Origin of the sequence: Leptospira mtsangambouensis, assembly GCF_004770475.1 — a bacterium.
GTDB classification, from domain to species: Bacteria; Spirochaetota; Leptospiria; order Leptospirales; family Leptospiraceae; genus Leptospira_A; species Leptospira_A mtsangambouensis.
The window spans coordinates 114,974-137,480 of sequence record NZ_RQHK01000006.1 but is presented as its reverse complement, the minus strand read 5'-3'; the positions used below and the strand labels follow the sequence as shown (position 1 = coordinate 137,480).

Here is a 22,507-nt window from a genome sequence, read left to right as displayed (position 1 = left end):
ATCGAATGCCATTCAAAGATTTGGCCTACGTTTTGATTACGGCTCTAGGTCTTTGATGCCCAACTGAATCCAGACTTTGGATGCAGTTGGGTTCAACTACCGATTAATTCGAATACATAGACTTTTCAATAAAGTTAGATGCACTACAACCTGTCGTTCCCACATCTGAGATGGTTTTATCTTGTGCGATACAGAAGATTTTCCACCAACGATTCGAATGGTTTGGAGCAATGGAATAGTTTCTTACTTCTCCGACACTTCCCTTGAAGATCCGAACATTGGCTCCTGAAACTCCCATCAGTGCCTCACCAGACCAATTGTAGATACTGTAATAACGGTTTGGTTGGTTCCAAACGGATCCTTGGAGGGTAATGGTTTCCGGGCCATATCCTGTTGTGATATCATAATCTAAACTACCATTCCCGGATCCGAGTGGAGTTTTATTATTCCAAACAATGCGGCTATTACCTGAATTTCCATATTGTAAATGCGAATCCAAGTCTCGCGGTTTGGCACCCCAAGAAAGAACCACTCGCATTTCATTATCAGCAAGGATTGGTGTGACAAGAATGTTTTGGTTTGCTGGTGTTTCCGAACCTGCAGAAACCACTGTTCGATAAGTCGTTGCGTAATTTTCGGAAACAGAAGTACAATCCCCTCTTTTTCCAGAACCAGATACCTCTAAGGTATAGTTTCCAGGTGGAACAGAAGGAATCACATAAGATCCGTCAGTTGATGTTTTGACACTTGGGATTGTGACTCCATTGGCATCAATGGCATAAGATCCAGACTTTACATTTACACCAGGTCGAATTCGTGCCGTTAGGTTACAAACACCGGTATTATATAGTGCTGAAAGTGCTCTTCCAGAAATGGATCCACTGGTTTGGCTTCCTGGAACAAAGGTAATGATATCAAAGTTTGTGGTGACATCTGCTTGGATATCCACAATCCCTTCTACTGATGCATAACCTGCCGAGACAAATCGAATTTTCCAACGACCTGCGTTGATATTAAATATCGTATACTGACTTGCATTAGAAAAAATCGTCGCTCCAGTTGCAATGGATGCCGGTTGCACACCTGCTGATGGACGTAATGTGCCACCATTTGGATCTACAATTTCTAAAGAGTAAGTTCCAAGGAAAGAAAATCCCCCAGGAGTTCGCACTGATCCTGTTAAATGGCCACGACCATTATTGGTAATCACAGGTGTATTGACGACAACCGTTCCCCCACCAGTTCCTACTTCAACAGGGAAGTAAGTAGTGATTCCATTTTTTTCTACACGGAGTTGGTAAGAACCAGGAGAAAGAAATGGGAAACTATAACTTCCATTTGATTGTGAAGTGACAGATCCGACCACTTGGTCTGAACCAGAAGTTCTTGTAGCAGAAACGGAACAATTCGGAGAATCAAACCCACCAGAACAGTCACGATGAACATCTGCTGCAAAATTCCCACCCACAAGACGTCCGAGAGTCACAGTGGCACCACTTACATTTTGAGTGGAAACAGCATCCGTCACCACACCAGTAACAGTAGCCCTTGGGCTATGCATCACAGTTCCGTTTACGTTATGTAAAACAGGTGAAGATGCATATTGGTTGGTTGCCACAGAAGATGTATCCACTCGTAAACTACTGGATGATAAATAACTTGATTGGTAGGACGGAGCCACACGATCCACAACAATGAGTTGGTAGGAACTTTGACGGAAATTATACTCTGTCCCAGAAATGATATCAATGGAAGCCGTATTGTCATTCGCTCTAGCAACACTTGGCGTTTGCGCTAAGGTAGTCGCAAGGCCTGAACCTAATTGGTATAAGGCATAACTCACTCGACCAACTTCATCGTTTGTAAACGGAGGAGGAAGAATAGCAGGCAAAGCCACTACATAAGAACTTCCACCAAAACTAAATTGGCCACCTGAAGTTGTCGTGATATGTGCCAAAGCAGAACCATCAGAAGAAGTATTCCCTAACAATACAAGATAAAGTCCTGATTGAGAGGAATGAACTGAGTTGGCACTTGGAGCCGCATCACGAACCGAAATGGAACCGGCAATTTGAGAACGAGCTGCTATGGATGTCATAGAAATTGTTCCCGCATTATAGTTGTTACCGTTTAAACTAATTTGTAATGGATTTGATGAACAAGGGGAATTGTTGGAACCACAATAATTTTCAAACCCAGGAGCCGAAATGTAATATGCCCAAAGTCCACTGGCAGCAAGGAAAGATACTTCTTTTGTTGTTGGGTTGACTTCGTAGAGTTTGTTTCCATAGGTTTGGTATGCCCATGGACCTGAACCTTGGTATGCCACCAAACAAGAAGCAGTTGGATTCACCGCACATGAACAAATCGACCCAGTTGGATTTACAGAACAATTGGTTCCTGCCACAGCACTCAAAGCTTCAATAATCCAAACTTTGATAGCGTTTCCAAGAATTGGATCGTCTTTCAAATACAACAAACGAGAAGGAGCTTGGTTTGTGGAAGGTCTTACGTTGATGACTGTTCCTGCTACATGGTTTCCACTTGTATCTTTTACAAATCCCGTTACAAGTGAAGGTTTGGCAACAATGTAGATTGGATCAACTAGAGCTACATTTTTGGTTCCTCCATTCGGAGAGGCCGTAAACAAAAAGGACTGCGATACGGTATAAAAAACAGGATTGGATACTTCTAAATAATAAACACCATTGGTAAGGTAACTTCCTTCGATGGCAAAACTTCCATTTCCTGTAATTTGAACTGTTTGTAAAATAGCACCTTGTTCGTTCTTCAATTTAATAGTAAAAACGGTAGTGGAATCAGAAGCAATTGCACCGTTCAGAATATTTCCAGTTAGGTGAAGATCACTTTCTGTTGCTGCCATCCAAGGAAGACTTGTTTCTCCCAAATCCACAACCGCCACAGTATTTGGATTGGTTCCCGGAAAGGTAAAATGAATGAATTCTGTTGTATTCGCAAAAGGTTGTCCCGATACTTCTACAGAATCGCCAGAATAAACAATCGTGTAATTACCATTAGGTAAAGGATTGATGTTAATGACATACGATCCGTTTGCATCGGTTACACCAGTTCCCACTGTGTTGCCGTTGGCATCAACAATAGAAACTGTGATCCCCGCAATGGGTCCTGCCGGTACAGTGACACCGCCACCAGAAAACCCAGGGCTTGTGACCACTCCTACAAACTGTGCAGGACCTTGACCATAGTACAGACGTTCTGCGAGTAGATTTCCGACATTGACTAAAGTATAAGGATTTTGTGTAGGATCAAATACATAAGAAAAATCTTGGTAAGTATAATTGAGTCCAAAACCTGTATTGATCAGAACTCGGTAATTATTGTTTGGAAGGTCACTAAGATCAAATTGGAACTTTCCATTTGATTCTGCATATGTGGAGGCAACGAGGGTATTGTTATCTCCATTGGCAACTTCAATCCTAACAGAGATTAAAGTAAGGTCGACACATCCAGGAGCTTGGGGAGCCCCAGGGTTTCCACAAACAACATTTGCAGGGACACCGGAAACGACAGGAACGATCGTTCCGATCACACGTGCTGGTCCGTGGTTTGGAACTTCTTGTTCGGAATTGTTGCCGGGAACTTCGTCAGGGTCTGTGACGCCGGTAGAATCGCCGGGTGTGGGAAGAGGAACGCCGTTAGAGTCAGCAGGAGTGTCAAGGCCCCCACTAGAATCAGCCACTGCACCACCAGCTCCTAATAGGAACCAAAATGGCATCGATTTCTTTTTTCGGGAACACCCAACAAATACCAAAGAAATGAGAACGAGAACAGTGAAAATTCCTCGAACGCGCATAGACTTACCCTCTAATCAAATTCGCTTTGTGGCAAGAACCACAGTCTTTCAAATGCACTTCGGGAAATACCTAAACCCCGCCGAAGTGTACCATTTGTAGTCTGTTTCCGTACAGAATGCAAATCTTTTTTAGGGGTATCGGCAAAAAATGAACAAAATTAACGAATCTTAGGGAAAAATAACCCGGGAACGGAATTTCGATTGCCCTCGGCCCCCGTTTTTTAGCCTACTCATAGCGGAATATGTGGGAGAATTGGTTAACACCAGAACAATGGAAGCTCCTCATGATTCCCTTCACTTATGGGTTTGTGGGTTGGGTGACGAACTGGCTTGCTCTCAAAATGACCTTCTATCCGATCCAATTTGTGGGGATCCCTCCCTATTTGGGATGGCAGGGCATCATTCCGAGAAAGGCACATAAAATGGCAAGTAAGTCCGTTGATGTCATCACGGAACGCCTTCTCAACATCAAAGAAGTATTTTTAAAAGTAGATCCCAAAAAAGCAGAGTTAGTTTTTTTACCAGCACTTGATTCTAGCATTCGTTATACGATGAAGGAATTTTCAGATAGTTTGGATCCAAAACTTTGGGATATGATTCCGGAAGTGGTTCGGGAAGAAATTTACCACAAGGTGAGAAGAGAAAGTGGAGTCACCATCCGAAAGGTGATTCGAAAACTTCAAAAGGACATTGATTCTTTATTTGATGTAAAGGCCCTAGTTTTAAAAAAACTTTCCGGTAATAATGTTGGCCTTGTGGTAGAACTTTTTAAAGAAGTGGGGGCTCCCGAGTTTCAGTTTATCGAGAGATCAGGGTTTTACTTTGGTTTTCTACTAGGCCTCGTACAAATGATATTTATGATTTATTTTCCATTGGTATGGACCCTTCCCATCCAAGGAGTGATCGTTGGATATCTAACCAACTATCTTGCATTAGAGATGATCTTTCGTCCCCTTTTTCCTAAAAAGTTTTTAGGAATTTTTACTTACCAAGGTTTGTTTTTAAAAAGACAATCCGAAGTTTCCAGACTCTATGCAAAACTGGTAAGTGAAAAAATTCTCACTCCAAAAAATATTTTATCTGAACTTATATTTGGAAAAGCTTCTGCAGATATCATCAACATCATTCGGAAGGAAGTGATATCTCATGTAGACACAATTACTTTCCTTGCAAAACCAGCCCTTTTTGCAGCAGGAAAAATTGAAGAGTTTGATGCTGCCAAAGAAAGAATTGCCGTTGCAATGGCGGACAATGCAGTAGAAAAATCTTTTCATCTCGAGACTTACTTAGGCGAAGCTTTAGAGATAGAGAAAATGATGGGAGACCGAATGTCAGCCCTTCCTCCGAAGGAATTTGAGTCTATACTTAGGTCTGCATTCCAAGAAGATGAATTATTGTTAATTTTAGTAGGTGCCGCACTCGGTGCATTGGTTGGATGGTTTCAAATGGTGTTTATCGTATGACAAAAACAATTCTTGTTACAGGAGGAAGTGGTGTTCTTGGAAAAGAACTATTGAATGGTTTGATTGATGAGTATAAAATCATCGCCATCGGAAAAAACTATGCAAGTTTCCCAGACTCCATTCGTTTTCATAAAAATTTTAAATTTTATGAAAGGGATCTTTCTAAAATAGGTAACCAAGAAGAATTTTTAATTCCAGAATCTTTAGACTTAATCCTTCATTTGGCTGCCGTTGTATCTGGGGCAAAAGTCACAGAAGAAATTTACCACCAAATCAACGTTAACTCCACAAAGTTACTTATAGAATTTGCAAAATCAAAAAATGTCCCCCACTTCGGATTTGTGAGTTCTGTTTCTGTCTACGGATCAAAAGAAATAAATCTAACTATCGACAGCGAACGTTTGGGCAAAACCATTTATGCAAAAACAAAAGCTTTGGCTGAAAATTACGTAATCAACTCGGGGAAACCATATTCCATATTTCGACTGGCAAGTATTTATGGCAAAGGAACAAAAAGTTTTATCTCCAAACTTCGTTCATTAACCAAACTAAGAATTTATCCTTATATTTCTTTAAATCGCAAAAAATCTCTCCTCCATATTGAAGATGCAACAAAAGCGCTTCTCATATGGACCAAACAAACATTAAATGGAGAACCTCCAAAGCCTGTTTATGTGTTTTCACATCCCGAATTTGTGACAGTAAACCAAGTCATCAAAACCTTTCAGGAATTAGGAATTGTAAAAGGTTTTCTTTTTCCCGTTCCCGTAGGTGGGATCTGGGCAAGATTTGTAGAATTCATTTTTCGCTCCCTCACCTTTCTAAGGAAAAAACCATTTCACGGTTCTCCCCTACAACCCCTATTAGAATCAGTGGCCATTTATGATGCGGAGTCTTTTGAAAATTTAGGTTTTTTTCCAGAACGAGATTTACGAAAAGGTCTCGCCGACTATCAATAATCAAGGTACTAGGGGCCGATATTCTAAATATGAAAAAGCGACTTTGCGTATTAGTTTTATTATGTCTTACTCTTTCTCATTTGGATGCAGCAACTTGGATTGAAGATTCTTTGAGTTTTGCATTTGAATATCCAAGGGGCTGGGCAAAGTCAGTTTTGCGTTATCCCGATACAGTCCGAATCCAGTTTTCCAAAACCAATCGAGAAGCGATCCTACAAATTGATGTGGCTCGAAGGACAAAGGATTATGATATCGATCGTTTTATCGAAGAAACTGTTGATACATTTTTAACAAAATACCCCGACTTGAAGTTAGTTCGCGAAAAAGTTTTGGAAAACGAAGTTGCTGGTTTTGATGAATCCGTCTTTGTAGTGTTACATTACACAGAACAAAAACAATTGGTTTCCAATCGATTTTTGTTTCACAGAAAAGGTGGATTGTATTATGTAATTCAAGCAAAAACACCTAGAACACTTTTTGCAAAATACTCTAAAGATCTAGATTTAGTGATGAAGAGTTTTCGTAGAGAATCTCGAAGCAAAAATAGATGGCGTAACGATAGTTTGGCGCACCTAGATCCAATCAAAGATGAACGTATCATTCAATATGTATCCATTACCATCAGACCAATTGACTCATACCCACATGAACAAGGGGCTGTGAACAAACAAGAAGATGGTTGGTTGTTTTCAGTCGAAGGAAATAAAAAACCAAATCCAACAGAATGGGACAATCGAACCAAACCATCTCAAAATGACAGCGGATACACCCCAGCGGATGTCAAACCTGATACCCCTAGTTCCGACGAACCCGTTGTCATTCCAGATAGTTCAGGACTATAGTCCCTATTTCTCATTTTCTTCCCAGAAAATCAATTTGAGAACCAATCGGAGCCCCCTGGAAATCTAGGGGAGCCTACTCCCTCCAAATCCAATTCACGTCTCCAAAATCCAATTTCCCCTTGACGGAAATAAGAGGATTCCTTTTATCGTATATTTACGATATACTATGGCCTTAAACAAAAAAACAGAATTTCCCGAGAGCATCCAAAGGATGGCGTCTTTTACCAAACTTCTGAGTCATCCGGCAAGGCTTGCTATTTTGGAAGTTTTGGCGAAACGACAAACATGTGTTTGTGGAGAAATCGTTGAAATCCTACCACTTGCCCAATCAACAGTTTCCCAACATTTAAAAGAATTAAAAGAAGGTGGGCTTGTGAAAGGGGAGGTGGAAGGAACCTCCTCTTGTTACTGCATTGATTGGGAAAATCTATCAAAGGCCTATGAGGAATTTTCAGAACATATTGCACTCATCAAACAATACCAAACAAAACAAAAAGGAAACTGTTGTGAATAAAACTAAAAATATTTTAATCCTTTGCACTGGAAATAGTTGCAGAAGCCAAATTGCAGAAGGTTGGATGCGGTTTTATGCAAAGGACAAAGCCAATGTTTATAGCGCAGGGATAGAAACCCATGGAGTCAATCCCAAAGCCATAACCACAATGAAAGAGGCGGGAATAGATATTTCTAAACATACTTCCAACCATATAAATGAATACAAAGACGTTCCTTTTGATTTTATCATCACTGTTTGTGACCATGCAAAAGAAAATTGTCCCTACTTTCCAAGTGATGCCAAAAGGCTACATCATAACTTTTCCGATCCTTCAAAATTAGTAGGAACAGAAGAAGAAGTAAAGGTCGCATTTGCGAAAACAAGAGAAGAGATTCGAAATTACTGTCAATCTTTTGTAAACAAGGAACTATAGGAGAAAAAAAATGAAAACACTTACTTGGAATGATTTGATCACAAATTTGGATTTGTATCCTGAACTTCATCTAAACTTTGAATACGATAAAAACCAAACCATATTCCCGAACTACCATATTACCGAATTCAAATTGGCAAAAATTCAATCAGTCGATTGTGGTGGGAATTCTGATTCTTGGACAGAAATTATTTTGCAAGTATTAGAGCCAAAAATTGAAAAAGATACGGAATCGATGAAACTCTCAAAAGTGAATTCCATTATCAAAAAAGTAACGAATGTAATGGAGATACCATCAAATTCAATTTTACGTATTGAATTTGGGAACGATCAATCGGCAATGCGTCAATACTTTGTATCGGAATTGATTCCAATGGAAAATGCACTTCTCATCCAACTAAAAGATGGGAAAACAGAATGCAAAGCATCTGCAAGTTGTGGTCTCCCCAAAGATGTTGTTAGCTTTCCTAAATTAGAAAAATCAAACGGAAGTTGTTGTTCTCCAAAACAAAAAAACGAATCGAATGAACCAGCAGGATGTTGTTAGGTGAAAGCTTTATCTTTTTTAGATAGATTTCTTACACTTTGGATCTTTGGAGCAATGGTGGTTGGTTTACTGATTGGAAAATTTTTACCATCCGTTGTTTCCGGATTTTCCACTCTTTCCATTGGAACTACTAATATCCCATTGGCCATTGGACTCATCCTTATGATGTATCCTCCTCTTGCGAAAGTAAAATATAAAGAGATGGGAAAAGTGTTTCAGGATGGAAAATTATTAACACTTTCACTATTACTCAACTGGATCATCGGTCCCATCCTTATGTTTTTTCTGGCGATTACCTTTCTTGGGGATGAACCAGAATATAGAACTGGGTTGATTCTCATTGGCCTTGCTCGTTGTATAGCGATGGTGATTGTTTGGAATGATTTAGCAGAAGGTGACCGTGAATATGGAGCGGCATTAGTTGCTCTGAATAGTATCTTCCAAGTTTTCTTTTATAGTTTTTATGCCTATTTGTTCATCACCATTTTTCCACCTTATTTTGGTTTGGCTGGATCGGAAGTCTCAATTCAGATTTCAGATATTGCAGAAACAGTGGGAATTTATTTAGGAATTCCATTTTTACTCGGATTTCTATCTAGATATGGATTCGAAAAGATTGGAAAAAAAGAATTCTATGAAACAAAATTTCTCCCAAAAGTTTCACCTTTAACACTGTTAGCACTATTGTTTACGATTATTGTAATGTTTAGTTTAAAAGGCGAAATGATCTTTGAACTAAGTGACGACGTGGTTCGAGTGGCAATTCCCCTACTTTTGTATTTTGGAATTATGTTTTTTCTAAGCTTTTGGATCGGATACAAATTAGGAGTGGATTATTCTAAAAACGCAGCGGTGAGTTTTACTGCAACAGGGAATAACTTTGAATTGGCGATTGCTGTGGCCATTGGTGTTTTTGGAATTCAAAGTGGTGCCGCCTTTGTTGGCGTGATTGGCCCACTGATTGAAGTTCCTGCACTTATTTTACTTGTTAAGTTTGCGATTGGATTTCGAAATAACTTCTATAAAGAAAATAACAAAGTTATTTAAAAAAGAGATTTTAATCTTTAGTGTGAGTGTATATTTAATACTAAAGTTAAAAACTTTAATCTACAGAACTTTCCAGTATTTGCATTTTTACTTGGAGATATTATGAATCCATTTTTGGTATCTTTTTGTCAATCGTGCCAAACGAATTTGATCCATCAAAAGTCGTATGAAAGGTGATACTTGGACAGTTGGTTTTTTATTTTCTGACAATCGATTCAGTTGGTAACGAACCATTGCCATATTGGCCAAACCTTTTAAAGTTTTAGATTTCCATTTTGGATCAGGTAAATGTCTCTCCGAATGAGAATTTGTTTTCCAATCATTGGGAAGATTCGGGTTGAGGGCTAGTGCCGTGGCAATTCCCACAAGTGGAACACCCGAATCCAAAACCGATTCTGCAATTTGTTTCCTGCGAATTCCACCAGTAACTAAAATAGGAACCGTTGCTGTTTTTGCTACCTCACTGGCAAATTCCAAAAAGTATGCCTCTCTAGAAATGGTAGATCCATCCCGGGATTCACCTTGCATGGCCGGGGCTTCATAATTTCCGCCAGACAATTCAATAAAATCGACACCTAACGTTTGTATTTTGGATATTACTTCTTTTGCATCCTGAAACTGAAACCCGCCTTTTTGAAAATCAGAAGAATTTAATTTAACAGCAACAATGAAATTTGGTTTTACTGTTTTACGAACAGCTTGGATCACCTCTAACAAAAATCGCGATCGATTTTCTAAACTACCACCCCACTCGTCTATTCTTTGGTTGGCTATGGGTGATAAAAATTGACTGATCAAATATCCATGAGCCGCATGAATTTCCACTCCATCGAAACCAGATTCCTCGGCCAATAAAGAAGTCTTGGCAAACCTTTGAATGGTTTCTTCGATTTCTGTTTTTGTCATCGCTCTTGGTTTTCCCAAAAGTTTAGAAAGTTTTCCAATATCCACTGCTATCGCAGAAGGTGCCCAAACTTCCCCACCTAACTTAGCCAATACTTGTCTACCAGGATGGTTGATCTGCATGATGATCTTTCCACCTGCCGCTTTTGCTTTTGATGACCATTGGCGAAATCCTTCTAATCGGGACCCCTCTTCTAAAACCACACCGCCTGGCCCAGTCATGGCTCTATGGTCTACCATTACGTTTCCCGTGATCATTGTCCCAACTCCACCATGTGCCCAAGTTTCATATAAATTCCAAAGTGCTTTGTCTGGTTCTAATTGGGGGTTGGAAAGATTTTCTTCCATTGCTGCTTTCACAAGTCGGTTGGGCAAAGAGATACCATTGGGGAGAGGAAAAGGAGAAAATAGGAAAGAATTGGAATTCATTTGTCTAGATTAGACAAAAACTTAATCCCCAAAGACGGATGAATCCTTTAGGAATTTTCTCCTTTTTTTCGCGCCCGTTTGTTTTCGTACATACGACTATCCGCGACCGCCACCAAGGTTTCAGGTTCATTTCCGTCATCGGAAGAAAAGGAAATGCCTATACTGGATTTGATTTGGAGTTTGGTCATTTCAAATTGAATTTCTACTTCCACCATGTTTCTGGTCTGTTCCAACCGGTATAAAATGGATTCTTTGGATTCCTTATGGATGAGGATCAAACCGAATTCATCTCCGCCGAGCCTTGCCAAAATATCTTGGTTTTGAATAAGACGTGAAAGTTTTTGAGCAAACTGAACAATATAAAAATCTCCAGCTGCGTGCCCGTAGGCATCATTTATTTTTTTGAGTCCATCCAAATCAAATAAAGCAACCGTTAAAGAGGATCCATCGTTTGTAATTTGAGAGAGGCCCTTTCTTAAACTATCATAAAATGCGGAACGGTTGTGAATACCCGTGAGTGTATCATGGCTTGCCAGATATGCCATTGACTGAAGTTTTTTTTCTTTTTCTGCCCAACGATATGCGTTGTGTAAAACTGCTGCCATTGTGCCAGATAACATATTTAGCACATAAGTATCATTAGATGAATAAAAACCAACTTTAGAACTATAAACTTTTAGCACACCTAATACTTCAGTGTCAAAGTATAAAGGAAGAACAATCATAGAACGAAGCCCAACAACACGGCATGCCTCACGATTGACACGGTCATCCTCTTCGGAATCAACACAATACAAAGTGGATCTTGATTGGAGGCTAAGACCGGAAAAACTACCTTTTACTGGTAGTCTTAGTCCAAGTTGTTTTTCAGCTTTGCCACTGGCCGCACGGTAAACCAAATCATCACCTTCCACTAGTTCGAAAACAGCACCTTCAGAACCAGTAATTTCCTTGGCACGAAGTGTGATACGATCTAATAAATAAGGAACATCTGGTTTAGCAGCTGTTAACTCTGTTTGGAGTTTGAGTATTCTTTCTAATGTTGAATCAGAAGAGGAGCTTTCCATAGACTATCTATGGAAAGAGATTCCAAACTCCACTTTTTAAATCTAGCTTAATTTGCGAATTCCCTCTGCGATACAATAATTGGCAATCGCAAGTAAGATATGAAAAATATCAACGTTCAGGATTGACCCTGTTGATCCTTTCGTACCAATCACAAGACCAGCAACAATAAATAAAACAGAACCAATGATTCCCATGATTGCTGCATTTGATTTTCTAGGGAAACGAACTAGTGAACTAATAAGAATGATGAACATAGCAATTCCACCAACGACTGTCGAGTAAATGCCAAGTGGGTAGAGATAAGAAAATGCTAAATAAAGAAGAAATGCGACAGCGATGAAGAGGAAAAAAGTTTTTTCCGATAAAGAACGAAAAGTGAAGTGAAAAAAGGCGAGTCCCAAAAGAGGAACACCCACACAACCCGATAAACCCACAAAAAAACGATAGATAGAATCCAGTGTATTGATCCCTAGAAAATGGATCGAACCAAGACCAGCAGAAATTCCAATGATTGCAAATCCATAAAGGGCGGAGCGAGAAGGAATGGAAGACTTTCCTACAAATCGGTAAGCCATCGCCAATGACACTAAGGAAAGAATTAAGTCTGAAAGGAAAGTTGAGAAAACCATGGCAGGAATTAGAACTAATTGAGTACAAAAAACAAGATAAATTAAACCTCCAAAGGAATTAATTTAAGGAACAATGACTCTTTGAGATTTGAGAACTATGTCTTGAATGATGTAATCCAACTCCTTGGCCGATTCCAACAAGTGATCTAAACTCCGAAGTTCCTCTTCTCTGGACAAAGTGCCCAGTTTTATCAAATCAACAAGGCCCATGATCCGAGCCAAGGGGTTTCGTACAACATGGGACTGGGTCCAGGCGATGGCTTTTAATTTTTCATTTTGGGTTTGGATGGCTGTGATTTGAAAGACCCGTTCTGTCACATCGTGAAAATTATCCACAATGCCACCAATGGATTCGTCATCGATTAAGTTGGTAATGGTCGACTCCACCCACCTCCATGATCCATCTTGGTGTTTGATTCTAAAATTGTGACTAGGGAGAGAACTTCCAATGGGAATGTGACGAACATCTTCCAATCGTTTGATAATTTTTGTGACATCATCTGGATGCAGAAAATCGAATAAGTTCATGTGCATCACATCGGATTCCGAATACCCCAAAACTTTTGTAATAGATGGAGAAACATATTTTGCTCTACCTTCTGCGTTAAGGATAGCAATCACATCGATTCCATTTTCTACGAGGGCCCTGTATCTTTTTTCACTGGCCATTAGTTCCATTCGTTTGGCCATCAAATCAGTGATGTCTTTTGAAAAACAAGCAAGGCCAGTGATATTGTTTTCTGCATTGCGAATGGGATTAAAAAAAACCTCTCGGTGTTCTTCTTTTTCTGTGATGGGACTTATAAATCTTTCGTATGTTTTGAAGGATTCACCAGAAAGCCCTTTTTCATAATAACCCTTCCACTTTTCATAAAAGGCTTCGCCTTGGCTCATGATGAGAACGGAATCTCCTTCTTTTGCAATAGTCCCACGAAGGAACCCCATCACATCCAAAAAAGGTTTATTCGCAGCAATCAAACAGAAGTTAGAGTCAAGTGACCAAATCAAATCAGAAGTACCATTGATTAGAGCTTCCTGGTTTCTTTTGATACGAATGAGTTTTTCCTCTGCTTTGACTTTGTCGGATATATCTCTTGTAACACTTAAAACAGAAATAATTTCACCTGTTTGGTTTTCTAAAGGTGCGGCCGTACTTTCCATCCAACGTTCTTTTCCTTTTAATCCAATCATTCTAAATCTTGTACTCGATTGAATGCCTTGCAGAGCATTGTTATGAATTGTTTGATAAAATTTTAAATCTGCAGGGTTTACTAATTTTTCAACTTTTTGTCCGATGGCATCTTCAGGACAATTTGCTTCGATCATTTGTAAACCGGCAGGATTCATTTCGACAAGAATTCCATCTGGGGAAACAACCTTCACACATTCTGGTTCCGATTGGAGGATTGTGCTGAGTCTTAATTCTTGTGCGAGTAAACTTTGATAAGCTTCTCTTTGTTCGGTGATGTCTTGAAAAATTCCTACAATTTGTTCAGGTTCATTTTTATCATTCCGAACCACTTCCGCAAGAGAATGCACATATTTGACCTTTCCAGTTGTTGTGACCAATCTGCATTCCAAATCATATCTGATTCCTTTTTCCAACACCTCTTTCATATGTTGGGTAGCAAGTTCCCGGTCCTCTGGATGAACAAATAAATAACCTTTTTCTAAATCAACTGGCATAGAAGAAGGATCCATTTCTAAAATATGAAACACACCTTCTGACCAATTTAAGGTTTGGTGAATAAAATCCACTTCCCAATGGCCAAGTTTTCCAAGAGTTTCCATTTGCCTTAGAATGAGTTCTTGTTTTTTACCTTCCCCTTTTACCGAAGAAGGAGGGATTAGATTGTCATTTTTTTTCTTTTTCACAAAGAGCTACCCCCATAAAACAGAAGTATGATTTTGTCAGAGTGAGAAAACGAAGTCAGCCTTTTTTTTAATTAAAATTAAAAAATCGACCCAGTGATTTCTAATGATTTTCCCCAAACTCCCCAACTAACAATTTGATATCGTCTAGCATGGTTTTGATGGACTCACCGCGGTTTCCGTTATAAACACCACGAAAGTTTAAATTGGGATCGATCAAAAAAATTTGTTCAGAATGAACGAAGTCTCTTGTTGGATTTTTGTTAGTTGTATTTGTATCCGCTTGGAATGTATTACGAGCAATTTCGAAGATTTTTTCTCTATCTCCAGTTAACAAATTCCAATACTTTGAATAAATTCCTTTTTCCTCTGCAAATTTTTTTAATTCAGGCGGAGTATCCAAATCAGGAGTAACAGAATAAGAAACAATCTGAATGTTTTGTGTTTTGGTAATCTCCGATTGAACAAATTTCAAATTTCGGATGATATTTGGGCAAATCCCATGGCACCTAGCAAAGAAAAATGACACTATTGTTATTTTACCTTTAAAATGTGATTCGTCTATATTTTGGCTGAGTTGGTTTTGAAATACAAAAGGATCAACCTTTCTTGCAGAATTTGGTGTTTGGCCTTTATCCACCCAAAATGCTTCTAAATCGCGACCACGAAAATAAGGTAGTGAATCTTTTTTAGGCGTATCAAAAAAAGTTATTTTAGAATCTTTTTCTCCATCTTCGCGTTGGAACCAACCACAGGAGAATAACTGTATGCTCATTATGAAAAATAGAAAATTAAATCGAATCAATTTAATCATGGATTGATAACTGTTTTTTTATTTGTCTCATCACCTTTGAGTTTAAAACAAAGTTTGGAGCCAATCACTCCATACAACCGCTCAGGAGTATATGAATAATTGGAATATATTTTACCGTCTTTTCGCCAAACTTTTGTTCCAATGTTGGTTCCATTTTTAAATTTGGCAAACCGATAAACAGTTCCGTCTTCGTGCCATTCCCAATGGTCACCTTCCGCTAAATCATTTTCATATGAAAACTGGAATCTGGCTTTGCCGTTTTCATACCAACCTCGATGAGTGCCAATGCGTTTCCCTTGTTTGTAAAAATACTCTGCACCCAATTGACCGTTTGCATAGATATCAACGGTTGGTCCATCTTCCAGGCCGTCCTCAAAAGATGTCATACGAATGGTACCGTTTGGATGGATTGATTTCATTTTTCCAGAAAATTTTTGGCCCTTATAGTAATAGGTACTTTCCAATCCAAGACTCAAGTCTGGATCATTATCCATCACCACCTCTCCGCAATGTACAAAAGAGGTGAGAAGAACCAAATAAAGGAAAATTTGCCTTCGTTTTACAAGTTCCATGATTTTAATTTTGGAATTTAGTTTGCTGATCCACCGGAGCCAATGAGTTTTCCAGAAAGTAGAATTCCGTTTACTTCGGAACCACTATTCACATGGTAATGACGAGCTGACCCACCTGTTTTTAAAGTATTGTAATTGTTTGCACCAGCCCAAGTGGTTGGCACAGCAGTACTGGAACCGGCATCCGTACATTTTGTGCTACTATTTGGTCCACCTAACGTAAACCCTGTGGTCAGACCTGCCGTTGTAGCATCATGTTTTTTTCCAAAAATCAAATACCCGTCTTGTGCTATTCCCACAAGTTTGCTATCGTTATTGGAAATTTTTGGAGGTTCCACGTGGTAATGATAAGATCCCGTATTCGTTGGGTGTCCTTGCGAAGAATCGAATGTATAGTACTCAGTTGATAAAGAATCACCGGGTGCGGCTTGGTCATTATAAATAGCAATTCCATTAGTTGAAACTCCGATCATTCCAAATCCGGAGGAAGGAGCAGAAGTATTTGTATTATCAGCTGGAACTGTCAAAGTATAGTTTTGCGATTTAATCAAATTGGGGTTAGCGGCATTTGCCTGACCCGAATTCACATACATAGAAGATTCATACCCTGCACTAGAGGAACCCCAATAAATACTTTTGTAAGTTGGCAGTGAGTTAAATTTAAAAACATAATTAGATCCACTGACAGACACAGTCACACAAGTAAAACTTGTTTGGATCCAAGAAGGAACTCCGGCACCGAAGGTTGTTGTACAAGTTCCAGTATATCCTGAGGAAGAACTGCTAAGCAGACCAAGTAAAGCTAAGGAAGTTACATCTGTTTCTTTTTTGTCTCCAGCACATTGAATTGCAAAGAAGAGAGCGAAGATAAGTGAGAGTGTTTTTTTAAACATAGGGAAAAACATAGGAACGAAAATTCGTATGTAAAGTTTATTTTTAGGCGATTAGGTTTTTCGATAAAACAACTTGATAACAATCAAGGGGATACACCAGGGAATTATCCGCAAACATTTCTGCTTGGCAAAGAACGTTTTTAATAGAAAATCTGAGAATCCCGAAGTATAAATCGCTCAGATTATTTTTTTCTCAAAACAGATAGCAGTGGGATCTGTTATCCATTTACCAAACGCTGGAATTTCTTTGAATCCAAAGTTTTTATATAAAGTTAATGCCTCTGGTTGTGGCGCACCAGCTCGTAAGATCAAGGAAGAATAATGGTCCATTCTAGCTTGTTTTTCTACTTCACCTAACAATGAATTGGCGATCCTATTTTTTCGAAACTGGGAAAATACGAACACTGCGTCCAACTCACACTGTGCATCGCTGAACTTTGTATATGCGGCAGATCCCATAACTTCACCCGTTATGGAATGTTCGGCGAGAAAAAACCGTCCTAGAGGAGGCAAAAAATCTTGGAAGTCCATTGGATTCGGTGCTTGGAATCCGTATCGAATTTGAATTTCTTCCCATAGCTGGTCCATACTAAGCTTAGAGTTTGGATCGAGAGTTTCGACCATCCGGATTTTGAAATTTTGATTCATCAATGTAGAAAGATGAACTTCCTTATATTAAATTTTGCAAATACTATTTTAAGGTGGTGAGATATTGCAGGTTGTTGTATAGGGAAGTTATTGGGTGGCGGGTGGTCACACCCCACCCAATCAGGGCGGGGATACCTACATCCAACCTGTACCACCCACACCCCAAAAAAAAGCCCCCATTCCTGGAGGCTTTCCTTTCGACCGACTTTCTTTTTGAAAATCTTAGTCTTTTTTCGAAGCTGCTTCTTTGATTACGTAAGCTGCAATTTCGTTCTTTTGGATTTGAGTCGTTCCTTCGAAGATCGTGAGGATTTTTGAATCTCTCATTAACTTCTCAACTGGATACTCTTTCGTGTATCCGTATCCACCAAAAATTTGAACTGCGTCAGTAGCACACTGAACCGCACATTCAGAAGCGTATGCTTTTGCAATCGCAGAGTATTTTGGAAGGTTAGGATCGTTTGCATCAGAAAGACGAGCTGCTTTGTAAGTGATTTCTCTTGCAGTTTCTACTTTGATAGACATATCAGCTAACATGTGTTGCACTGCTTGGAAAGTTCCGATTTTAACTCCGAACTGTTCTCTCTCACGAGCGTAACGAGCTGCATGGTCAAGTGCTGCTTGCGCTACACCCACACCCATTACCGCTACGAACGGACGAGAAGCATTCAATGTTTGAAGAGCGTAAACGAAACCGAGGTTTTCTTTTCCTACGAGTGCGTCTTCACCTACTTCACAATCTTCAAAGATCACTTGGTGAGTGGAAGATGCTCTAATTCCGAGTTTATCTTCTTTTTTACCAACAGTTAAACCTTTTGCATTACGTGGAACGTAGAAACAAGAAACACCACGTGTTCCGCGGTTTTTATCAGTATAAGCAAATACAGTAAAGGCTTGGGCATCAGATGCACCAGTGATCCATTGTTTTGCACCGTTGATGATCCATTTGTCGCCTTTTTTCTCAGCGCGAGTGGTCATACCAGGAACGTCAGAACCAGCACCAGGCTCAGACAAACAGAAAGAAACTCCGAACTTTCCGTCGGCAATTTCTGGAAGCCATTTTAATTTTTGTTCGTGAGTCGCACCTTTTAGAATTGGAAGGATTCCAAGACCAGTGTAAGCAAATCCTAATGCGATTCCAAGGCATCCACGAGAAAGTTCCTCGATGGCTAAACACTGCTCGATCGCACCAAGTCCCCATCCACCGTATTCTTCTGGAATGACAAGACCGTTAATTCCAAGTTCCGAACGCATTTTATTGATGAGTTCTGTTGGGTGTTGGTTTTTCTCATCCCAGTGCAATGCGACTTCATGCGGGATTTCTTTTTTAACGAAGTTACGAACTAAATCTCTGATTTCAAGTTGTTGCTCTGTGAATTGGCTATACATTCCGGGATGTTCCTTATGAGAATGGGGTATTTACTACCTTTTTTCGTACGACCCTTCCTGTGCCAAGGGTTTTTCTCTCTTTACAAGAAAGCAAATACACTGTAAAATTTTCCATTTGTATGGCTAAATCGTGTTCTTTATTCCACAACCTCCGACAGCTGTCTGCTGTTCTCCTCATCACCGTTTCTTTTGTCCTAGTTTCCTGTGCGGGTCGTCCCAAATACGAACCGAAGGCAAACTTGAGTTATGCGAACTTTGAAGTTTACTTCCAAGAGAAGTTAGCCGAGAGTAAACGTAAAAACCATAGACCAGGAAATGAAGAACGTTATATCAGTTTTGGTAAAAAAACGCCCTTAGCATTTTTATACATTCATGGGTTTGGTGCTTCTCGTGCAGAAGGAGAAGAGGTGATGGAAAAATTGGCCAAAAAATTTAAAGCCAATACTTACCTACTTCGTCTTCCGGGGCACGGAACCAACAAAGAAGACCAAAGAGACCAAAACTTTAATAACTATTTAGATGCATCTCGTGAAGCTTTATATATGATGCAGTCACAAGGAGATCGAGTGGTTGTGTTTGGAAGTTCGATGGGAGGACTCCTTGCCACTTGGCTTGCTTCCGAATACCCTGAAGAAGTGGATGGACTTGTATTAGCAAATCCATTCTATGCACCTGTGGATGGAAGTCTGAATATACTCAACTATCCCGGTGGACTTACCTTCATTCATTTGCTCAAAGGAAAAGTTAGATCCTCTTCCCACAATAACAATCCTAAGGTGTTACCAGAACGAAATAACTTTTGGTATCCAGAACAATACTTTTCGGCTCTTGTAGGTGTGAATGATTTAAAAAACTATGCTGCGGTTCCTGCTGTGTTTCGCAAAGTAACATCTCCCGCATTACTCTTGTACTACTATAAAAATGAAAAAGAACAAGACCCAACTGCCAGTGTTCCTAAAATGTTAGAAGGTTATACCAATTTTGGATTAGATAAAACTCCGAATCCACTCAACCGAAAGGTGGTCGTGGAAAATGGAATGCATGTTCTGATGTCGAAATGGGTGATCACAGACAAAGCTTTTATTGAGGCCCAAACCGAAAAATGGCTCACAGAACTTTCTAAGTCGAAGTAAAAACAGTCTATAGATAACAGTTAGTTCAAAAACTACGAAAGGAGATTTGATTCCATGAAAGCATCCAAGGAACGCATCGCACTGGTCACTGGGGCCAACCGAGGGATAGGGAAACAAGTCTCCATCGATCTTGCAAAACAAGGAATCTATGTTCTCATCGGTGCAAGAAATCCTGGGGAAGCAGAAGACACACTCGCAGCAGTCAAAGCAGTCGGCAAAGGGGAAATTCTGTCCCTTGATGTTTCCAAAGAACAAAGTATCAGTGAGGCCCTTGACACCATCACAGGAAGTTTCGGTAAATTGGATATCCTTGTGAACAATGCAGGGATTTTTGCTGACCCAGGTTCTTTCTTTGATACCTCAAGCGAAGACTTACATAGAACCCTACTTGTGAATCTTTATGGTCCGTTACGTATGATTCAGGTATTCCTACCAATGATGATCCAAAACAATTTTGGTCGTATTGTGAATGTTAGCTCAGGAATGGGACAACTCTCCGATATGGGAGGTGGGTATCCCGCTTACCGGATTTCCAAAACTGCCATCAATGCCCTCACCAATGTGGCAAGTTTTGAAGCTGTGGGTAAAAATATTAAAATCAATTCAGTTTGTCCTGGTTGGGTAAAAACCGATATGGGTGGTGCCAGTGCCACAAGGCCTGTGGAAAAAGGGGCAGAGACTATCGTTTGGGCAGCAACCTTGCCAGATAATGGGCCTACAGGAAAATTCTTTCGGGATCAAAAAGAGATTAGTTGGTAGGTGAGTATAAGCCACTGCTTTCGATCCAATCGCTTTCCACTAAAATTAAGATGGATTTGGCTAAGGCCTAGAATGGATGACATAAAATATAAACTCTTATTTTTACTCATAATTTTATCCACAAATCCAATATTTGGGAAATTAATTGATACTTCAAAGTTAGAAGAGGGAGATATTATTTTTCATGAATCAAAATCAGAACAAGCAACGGCAATAAAATTAGCAACAAAATCTAAGTACACCCATGTTGGAATTATCTTTAAATATGGAAAAACATTCAAAGTATTAGAGGCCATTGAACCTGTCAAAATCACCGATCTCCCAAAATTCATCGGGAGAGGAACAAACAACCATTATGTGATCAAACGTATCAGTAATGCAAAAACAAAACTGACACCAGAGACCATTCAAAAAATGAAAGAATATGGTAATTCCTTACTTGGCAAACATTATGATCTTTACTTTGAGTGGTCGGATGATCGAATTTATTGTACGGAACTTGTTTGGAAACTTTATGACAAGTTTACAGGCATCCAACTGGGAGATTTAAAAACCTTACGCGACTTTGATTTATCTTCTAAACAAGTCCTAACTCTCATGAAAAAAAGATATGGGAATAACATTCCGTATGGTGAACCGGTCATCTCCCCCGCTGATATGTTCCAATCAAACGAATTGGTTACTGTGCTAGAGTGAAATAGATAGTTGCCGTCAGGTGAATCGCGTTACCAGTTTTACAAGAATTCGAAAATAATTTTTCTAATCGTTGGATTGATCTCTAGTATTTTTGGATAAAAGGCAAGTTTTCAATCATAGATCTAGTTTTATAACCAAACAAGGCTTTCAAATCGCCTTGTTTATTTTAATCATATAAGTTTATATATTAAGCCATTTCTACGAGTAATTTATCTAGCTCCAAATAACATTCTGCCATACCATCAGCCGCACCGGATTCCACCATCATCTTACAAACTTCTGGTGATGCATATCTGCAGAGGTGTGTCATGAGTGTCCGATTCCCTTCGGCGGTAAATGTACGCGATTCGAAAGTAGCATTCGGATCTTCAGGAGCATTTTGATCAAAAGTTGACATGTCAAAAATGTAATTTTCTGTATTGGCTAATTTCTCAGGAATCACAACCTCTCGAAATGTTCCGTATACTCCTGATTTGTTTCCGTCTTTATCCGCATAAAGATACAAGTATTTGCCACCAACTTTCAGATCTTGTTTACAAGTATCAAGAACCATACCTTCGGGACCAATGAGCCATCTTTTCATTAATTCCGGTTTGGTGTGACAATCAAAAACCAATTCCCTTGGTGCGTCGAAGTACCTTTTAAACACAACTTCTGTTTCACCTCGACGTTCCATCTTTACTACATTTTTCTCTGATTTCATTTTTTCTTATCCCCTTTGGTTTGTATTGTTTGTAATTCGACAAGTAGTCCATCTAACACCTGATATCGATTTTCCCACATCTGGCGGTATTTTTCGATCCAATCGATTGCTGTTTTGAGCGGTGCTGTTTCCAACCGGCGGGGCCTTTCTTGGGCTCGGACAGTAGTGGAAATAAGACCTGCCTCTTCCAAAACTTTAAGGTGTTTGGAAATCGCGGGTTGGCTCATCCGAAAGGGTTTTGAAAGTTCCATAACGGTTAAGTCCCCTTTGGCAAGGCGCATAAGAATCGCCCGACGAGTGGGATCAGCAAGAGCAGAGAATGTGGCATCAAGAGTTTGCATAACTAATTGGTTATATAAAAAACTGGATATATAATT

22 protein-coding genes are annotated in these 22,507 nt (G+C 39.5%); 10 read left to right on the top strand and 12 right to left on the bottom strand.

The window, feature by feature from the left end:
• Positions 1-103: 103 nt before the first annotated feature.
• Positions 104-3,835, bottom strand: coding sequence for a Cna protein B-type domain protein (locus EHR01_RS09970; protein WP_135694641.1), 3,732 nt, complete (start codon positions 3,833-3,835; stop codon positions 104-106).
• 284 nt (positions 3,836-4,119) lie between these two features.
• On the opposite strand from EHR01_RS09970, the gene EHR01_RS09965 reads away from it, so the two are divergent.
• From EHR01_RS09965 to arsB, 7 genes are all read left to right on the top strand, one after another.
• A complete protein-coding gene (locus EHR01_RS09965; RefSeq protein WP_135694640.1) occupies positions 4,120-5,298 on the top strand; it encodes a DUF445 domain-containing protein in 1,179 nt (392 codons plus the stop codon).
• Positions 5,295-6,257: an NAD-dependent epimerase/dehydratase family protein gene (locus tag EHR01_RS09960; RefSeq protein ID WP_135694639.1), complete on the top strand. Its 963-nt coding sequence runs from the start codon at positions 5,295-5,297 to the stop codon at positions 6,255-6,257. The genes EHR01_RS09965 and EHR01_RS09960 overlap by 4 nt, the downstream gene beginning before the upstream one ends.
• A 29-nt stretch (positions 6,258-6,286) precedes the next feature.
• The gene (locus EHR01_RS09955) at positions 6,287-7,099 is read left to right on the top strand and encodes a hypothetical protein (RefSeq protein WP_135694638.1); all 813 of its coding nucleotides are present in this window, start codon (positions 6,287-6,289) and stop codon (positions 7,097-7,099) included.
• A 166-nt stretch (positions 7,100-7,265) separates the two neighbouring features.
• Positions 7,266-7,613, top strand: a complete 348-nt coding sequence (locus EHR01_RS09950; protein WP_135694637.1) for an ArsR/SmtB family transcription factor — start codon at positions 7,266-7,268, stop codon at positions 7,611-7,613.
• Complete coding sequence (locus EHR01_RS09945) at positions 7,606-8,028, top strand: arsenate reductase ArsC (RefSeq protein ID WP_135694636.1); 423 nt, start codon at positions 7,606-7,608, stop codon at positions 8,026-8,028. The genes EHR01_RS09950 and EHR01_RS09945 overlap by 8 nt, the downstream gene beginning before the upstream one ends.
• Before the next feature lie 10 nt (positions 8,029-8,038).
• Positions 8,039-8,575 carry a DUF6428 family protein gene (locus EHR01_RS09940; RefSeq protein WP_135694635.1) on the top strand — a complete coding sequence of 179 codons (537 nt, stop codon included), beginning with the start codon at positions 8,039-8,041 and terminating at the stop codon, positions 8,573-8,575.
• Positions 8,576-9,622, top strand: a complete 1,047-nt coding sequence (gene arsB / locus EHR01_RS09935) for an ACR3 family arsenite efflux transporter (protein ID WP_135694634.1) — start codon at positions 8,576-8,578, stop codon at positions 9,620-9,622.
• A gap of 87 nt (positions 9,623-9,709) precedes the next feature.
• On the opposite strand, the gene EHR01_RS09930 is transcribed toward arsB, so the two are convergent.
• The 9 genes from EHR01_RS09930 to EHR01_RS09890 form a co-directional block, all read right to left on the bottom strand.
• Positions 9,710-10,954, bottom strand: coding sequence for an NADH:flavin oxidoreductase/NADH oxidase family protein (locus EHR01_RS09930; protein ID WP_135694633.1), 1,245 nt, complete (start codon positions 10,952-10,954; stop codon positions 9,710-9,712).
• 47 nt (positions 10,955-11,001) lie between these two features.
• On the bottom strand, positions 11,002-12,021 hold the full coding sequence (locus EHR01_RS09925; protein WP_135694632.1) for a sensor domain-containing diguanylate cyclase: 1,020 nt from the start codon (positions 12,019-12,021) through the stop codon (positions 11,002-11,004).
• A gap of 42 nt (positions 12,022-12,063) precedes the next feature.
• The gene (locus EHR01_RS09920) at positions 12,064-12,651 is read right to left on the bottom strand and encodes a DUF6962 family protein (protein ID WP_135694631.1); all 588 of its coding nucleotides are present in this window, start codon (positions 12,649-12,651) and stop codon (positions 12,064-12,066) included.
• A gap of 63 nt (positions 12,652-12,714) precedes the next feature.
• A complete protein-coding gene (locus EHR01_RS09915; protein ID WP_135694630.1) occupies positions 12,715-14,526 on the bottom strand; it encodes a PAS domain S-box protein in 1,812 nt (603 codons plus the stop codon).
• Between the two features lie 100 nt (positions 14,527-14,626).
• Positions 14,627-15,298, bottom strand: coding sequence for an SCO family protein (locus EHR01_RS09910; RefSeq protein WP_244310055.1), 672 nt, complete (start codon positions 15,296-15,298; stop codon positions 14,627-14,629).
• Between the two features lie 35 nt (positions 15,299-15,333).
• Complete coding sequence (locus EHR01_RS09905) at positions 15,334-15,909, bottom strand: toxin-antitoxin system YwqK family antitoxin (RefSeq protein ID WP_244310054.1); 576 nt, start codon at positions 15,907-15,909, stop codon at positions 15,334-15,336.
• 17 nt (positions 15,910-15,926) lie between these two features.
• Positions 15,927-16,802 (bottom strand): YHYH protein, encoded by an 876-nt coding sequence (locus tag EHR01_RS09900; RefSeq protein WP_244310053.1) that lies wholly within the window; start codon positions 16,800-16,802, stop codon positions 15,927-15,929.
• A gap of 177 nt (positions 16,803-16,979) precedes the next feature.
• On the bottom strand, positions 16,980-17,426 hold the full coding sequence (locus tag EHR01_RS09895) for a GNAT family N-acetyltransferase (RefSeq protein WP_244310052.1): 447 nt from the start codon (positions 17,424-17,426) through the stop codon (positions 16,980-16,982).
• 246 nt (positions 17,427-17,672) lie between these two features.
• Positions 17,673-18,839 (bottom strand): acyl-CoA dehydrogenase family protein, encoded by a 1,167-nt coding sequence (locus tag EHR01_RS09890; RefSeq protein ID WP_004785316.1) that lies wholly within the window; start codon positions 18,837-18,839, stop codon positions 17,673-17,675.
• A gap of 59 nt (positions 18,840-18,898) precedes the next feature.
• Here EHR01_RS09890 and EHR01_RS09885 point away from each other — a divergent pair, with 59 nt between their 5' ends.
• From EHR01_RS09885 to EHR01_RS09875, 3 genes are all read left to right on the top strand, one after another.
• Entirely contained in the window at positions 18,899-19,972 is a 1,074-nt protein-coding gene (locus EHR01_RS09885; RefSeq protein ID WP_135694627.1) for an alpha/beta hydrolase, read from the top strand.
• A 54-nt stretch (positions 19,973-20,026) separates the two neighbouring features.
• Entirely contained in the window at positions 20,027-20,731 is a 705-nt protein-coding gene (locus tag EHR01_RS09880) for an SDR family NAD(P)-dependent oxidoreductase (protein ID WP_135694626.1), read from the top strand.
• Between the two features lie 81 nt (positions 20,732-20,812).
• Positions 20,813-21,427, top strand: a complete 615-nt coding sequence (locus EHR01_RS09875) for a YiiX family permuted papain-like enzyme (protein ID WP_135694670.1) — start codon at positions 20,813-20,815, stop codon at positions 21,425-21,427.
• A gap of 187 nt (positions 21,428-21,614) precedes the next feature.
• On the opposite strand, the gene EHR01_RS09870 is transcribed toward EHR01_RS09875, so the two are convergent.
• Both EHR01_RS09870 and EHR01_RS09865 read right to left on the bottom strand, forming a co-directional pair.
• On the bottom strand, positions 21,615-22,130 hold the full coding sequence (locus EHR01_RS09870; RefSeq protein ID WP_135694625.1) for an SRPBCC family protein: 516 nt from the start codon (positions 22,128-22,130) through the stop codon (positions 21,615-21,617).
• Complete coding sequence (locus EHR01_RS09865) at positions 22,127-22,471, bottom strand: ArsR/SmtB family transcription factor (protein WP_135694669.1); 345 nt, start codon at positions 22,469-22,471, stop codon at positions 22,127-22,129. Before EHR01_RS09865 ends, EHR01_RS09870 begins: the two co-directional genes overlap by 4 nt.
• Positions 22,472-22,507: the final 36 nt, after the last annotated feature.

Excerpts from the sequence above, each read along its gene's own strand:
- EHR01_RS09890 (WP_004785316.1), bottom strand. The coding sequence starts at position 18,839 with ATGTATAGCCAATTCACAGAGCAACAACTTGAAATCAGAGATTTAGTT.
- EHR01_RS09955 (WP_135694638.1), top strand. The coding sequence starts at position 6,287 with ATGAAAAAGCGACTTTGCGTATTAGTTTTATTATGTCTTACTCTTTCT.
- EHR01_RS09870 (WP_135694625.1), bottom strand. The coding sequence starts at position 22,130 with ATGAAATCAGAGAAAAATGTAGTAAAGATGGAACGTCGAGGTGAAACA.
- EHR01_RS09965 (WP_135694640.1), top strand. The coding sequence starts at position 4,120 with ATGATTCCCTTCACTTATGGGTTTGTGGGTTGGGTGACGAACTGGCTT.
- EHR01_RS09940 (WP_135694635.1), top strand. The coding sequence starts at position 8,039 with ATGAAAACACTTACTTGGAATGATTTGATCACAAATTTGGATTTGTAT.
- EHR01_RS09865 (WP_135694669.1), bottom strand. The coding sequence starts at position 22,471 with ATGCAAACTCTTGATGCCACATTCTCTGCTCTTGCTGATCCCACTCGT.
- EHR01_RS09960 (WP_135694639.1), top strand. The coding sequence starts at position 5,295 with ATGACAAAAACAATTCTTGTTACAGGAGGAAGTGGTGTTCTTGGAAAA.
- EHR01_RS09970 (WP_135694641.1), bottom strand. The coding sequence starts at position 3,835 with ATGCGCGTTCGAGGAATTTTCACTGTTCTCGTTCTCATTTCTTTGGTA.
- EHR01_RS09925 (WP_135694632.1), bottom strand. The coding sequence starts at position 12,021 with ATGGAAAGCTCCTCTTCTGATTCAACATTAGAAAGAATACTCAAACTC.
- EHR01_RS09895 (WP_244310052.1), bottom strand. The coding sequence starts at position 17,426 with ATGGTCGAAACTCTCGATCCAAACTCTAAGCTTAGTATGGACCAGCTA.
- EHR01_RS09920 (WP_135694631.1), bottom strand. The coding sequence starts at position 12,651 with ATGGTTTTCTCAACTTTCCTTTCAGACTTAATTCTTTCCTTAGTGTCA.
- EHR01_RS09900 (WP_244310053.1), bottom strand. The coding sequence starts at position 16,802 with ATGTTTAAAAAAACACTCTCACTTATCTTCGCTCTCTTCTTTGCAATT.
- EHR01_RS09905 (WP_244310054.1), bottom strand. The coding sequence starts at position 15,909 with ATGGAACTTGTAAAACGAAGGCAAATTTTCCTTTATTTGGTTCTTCTC.
- EHR01_RS09930 (WP_135694633.1), bottom strand. The coding sequence starts at position 10,954 with ATGAATTCCAATTCTTTCCTATTTTCTCCTTTTCCTCTCCCCAATGGT.
- EHR01_RS09910 (WP_244310055.1), bottom strand. The coding sequence starts at position 15,298 with ATGAGCATACAGTTATTCTCCTGTGGTTGGTTCCAACGCGAAGATGGA.
- EHR01_RS09950 (WP_135694637.1), top strand. The coding sequence starts at position 7,266 with ATGGCCTTAAACAAAAAAACAGAATTTCCCGAGAGCATCCAAAGGATG.
- EHR01_RS09880 (WP_135694626.1), top strand. The coding sequence starts at position 20,027 with ATGAAAGCATCCAAGGAACGCATCGCACTGGTCACTGGGGCCAACCGA.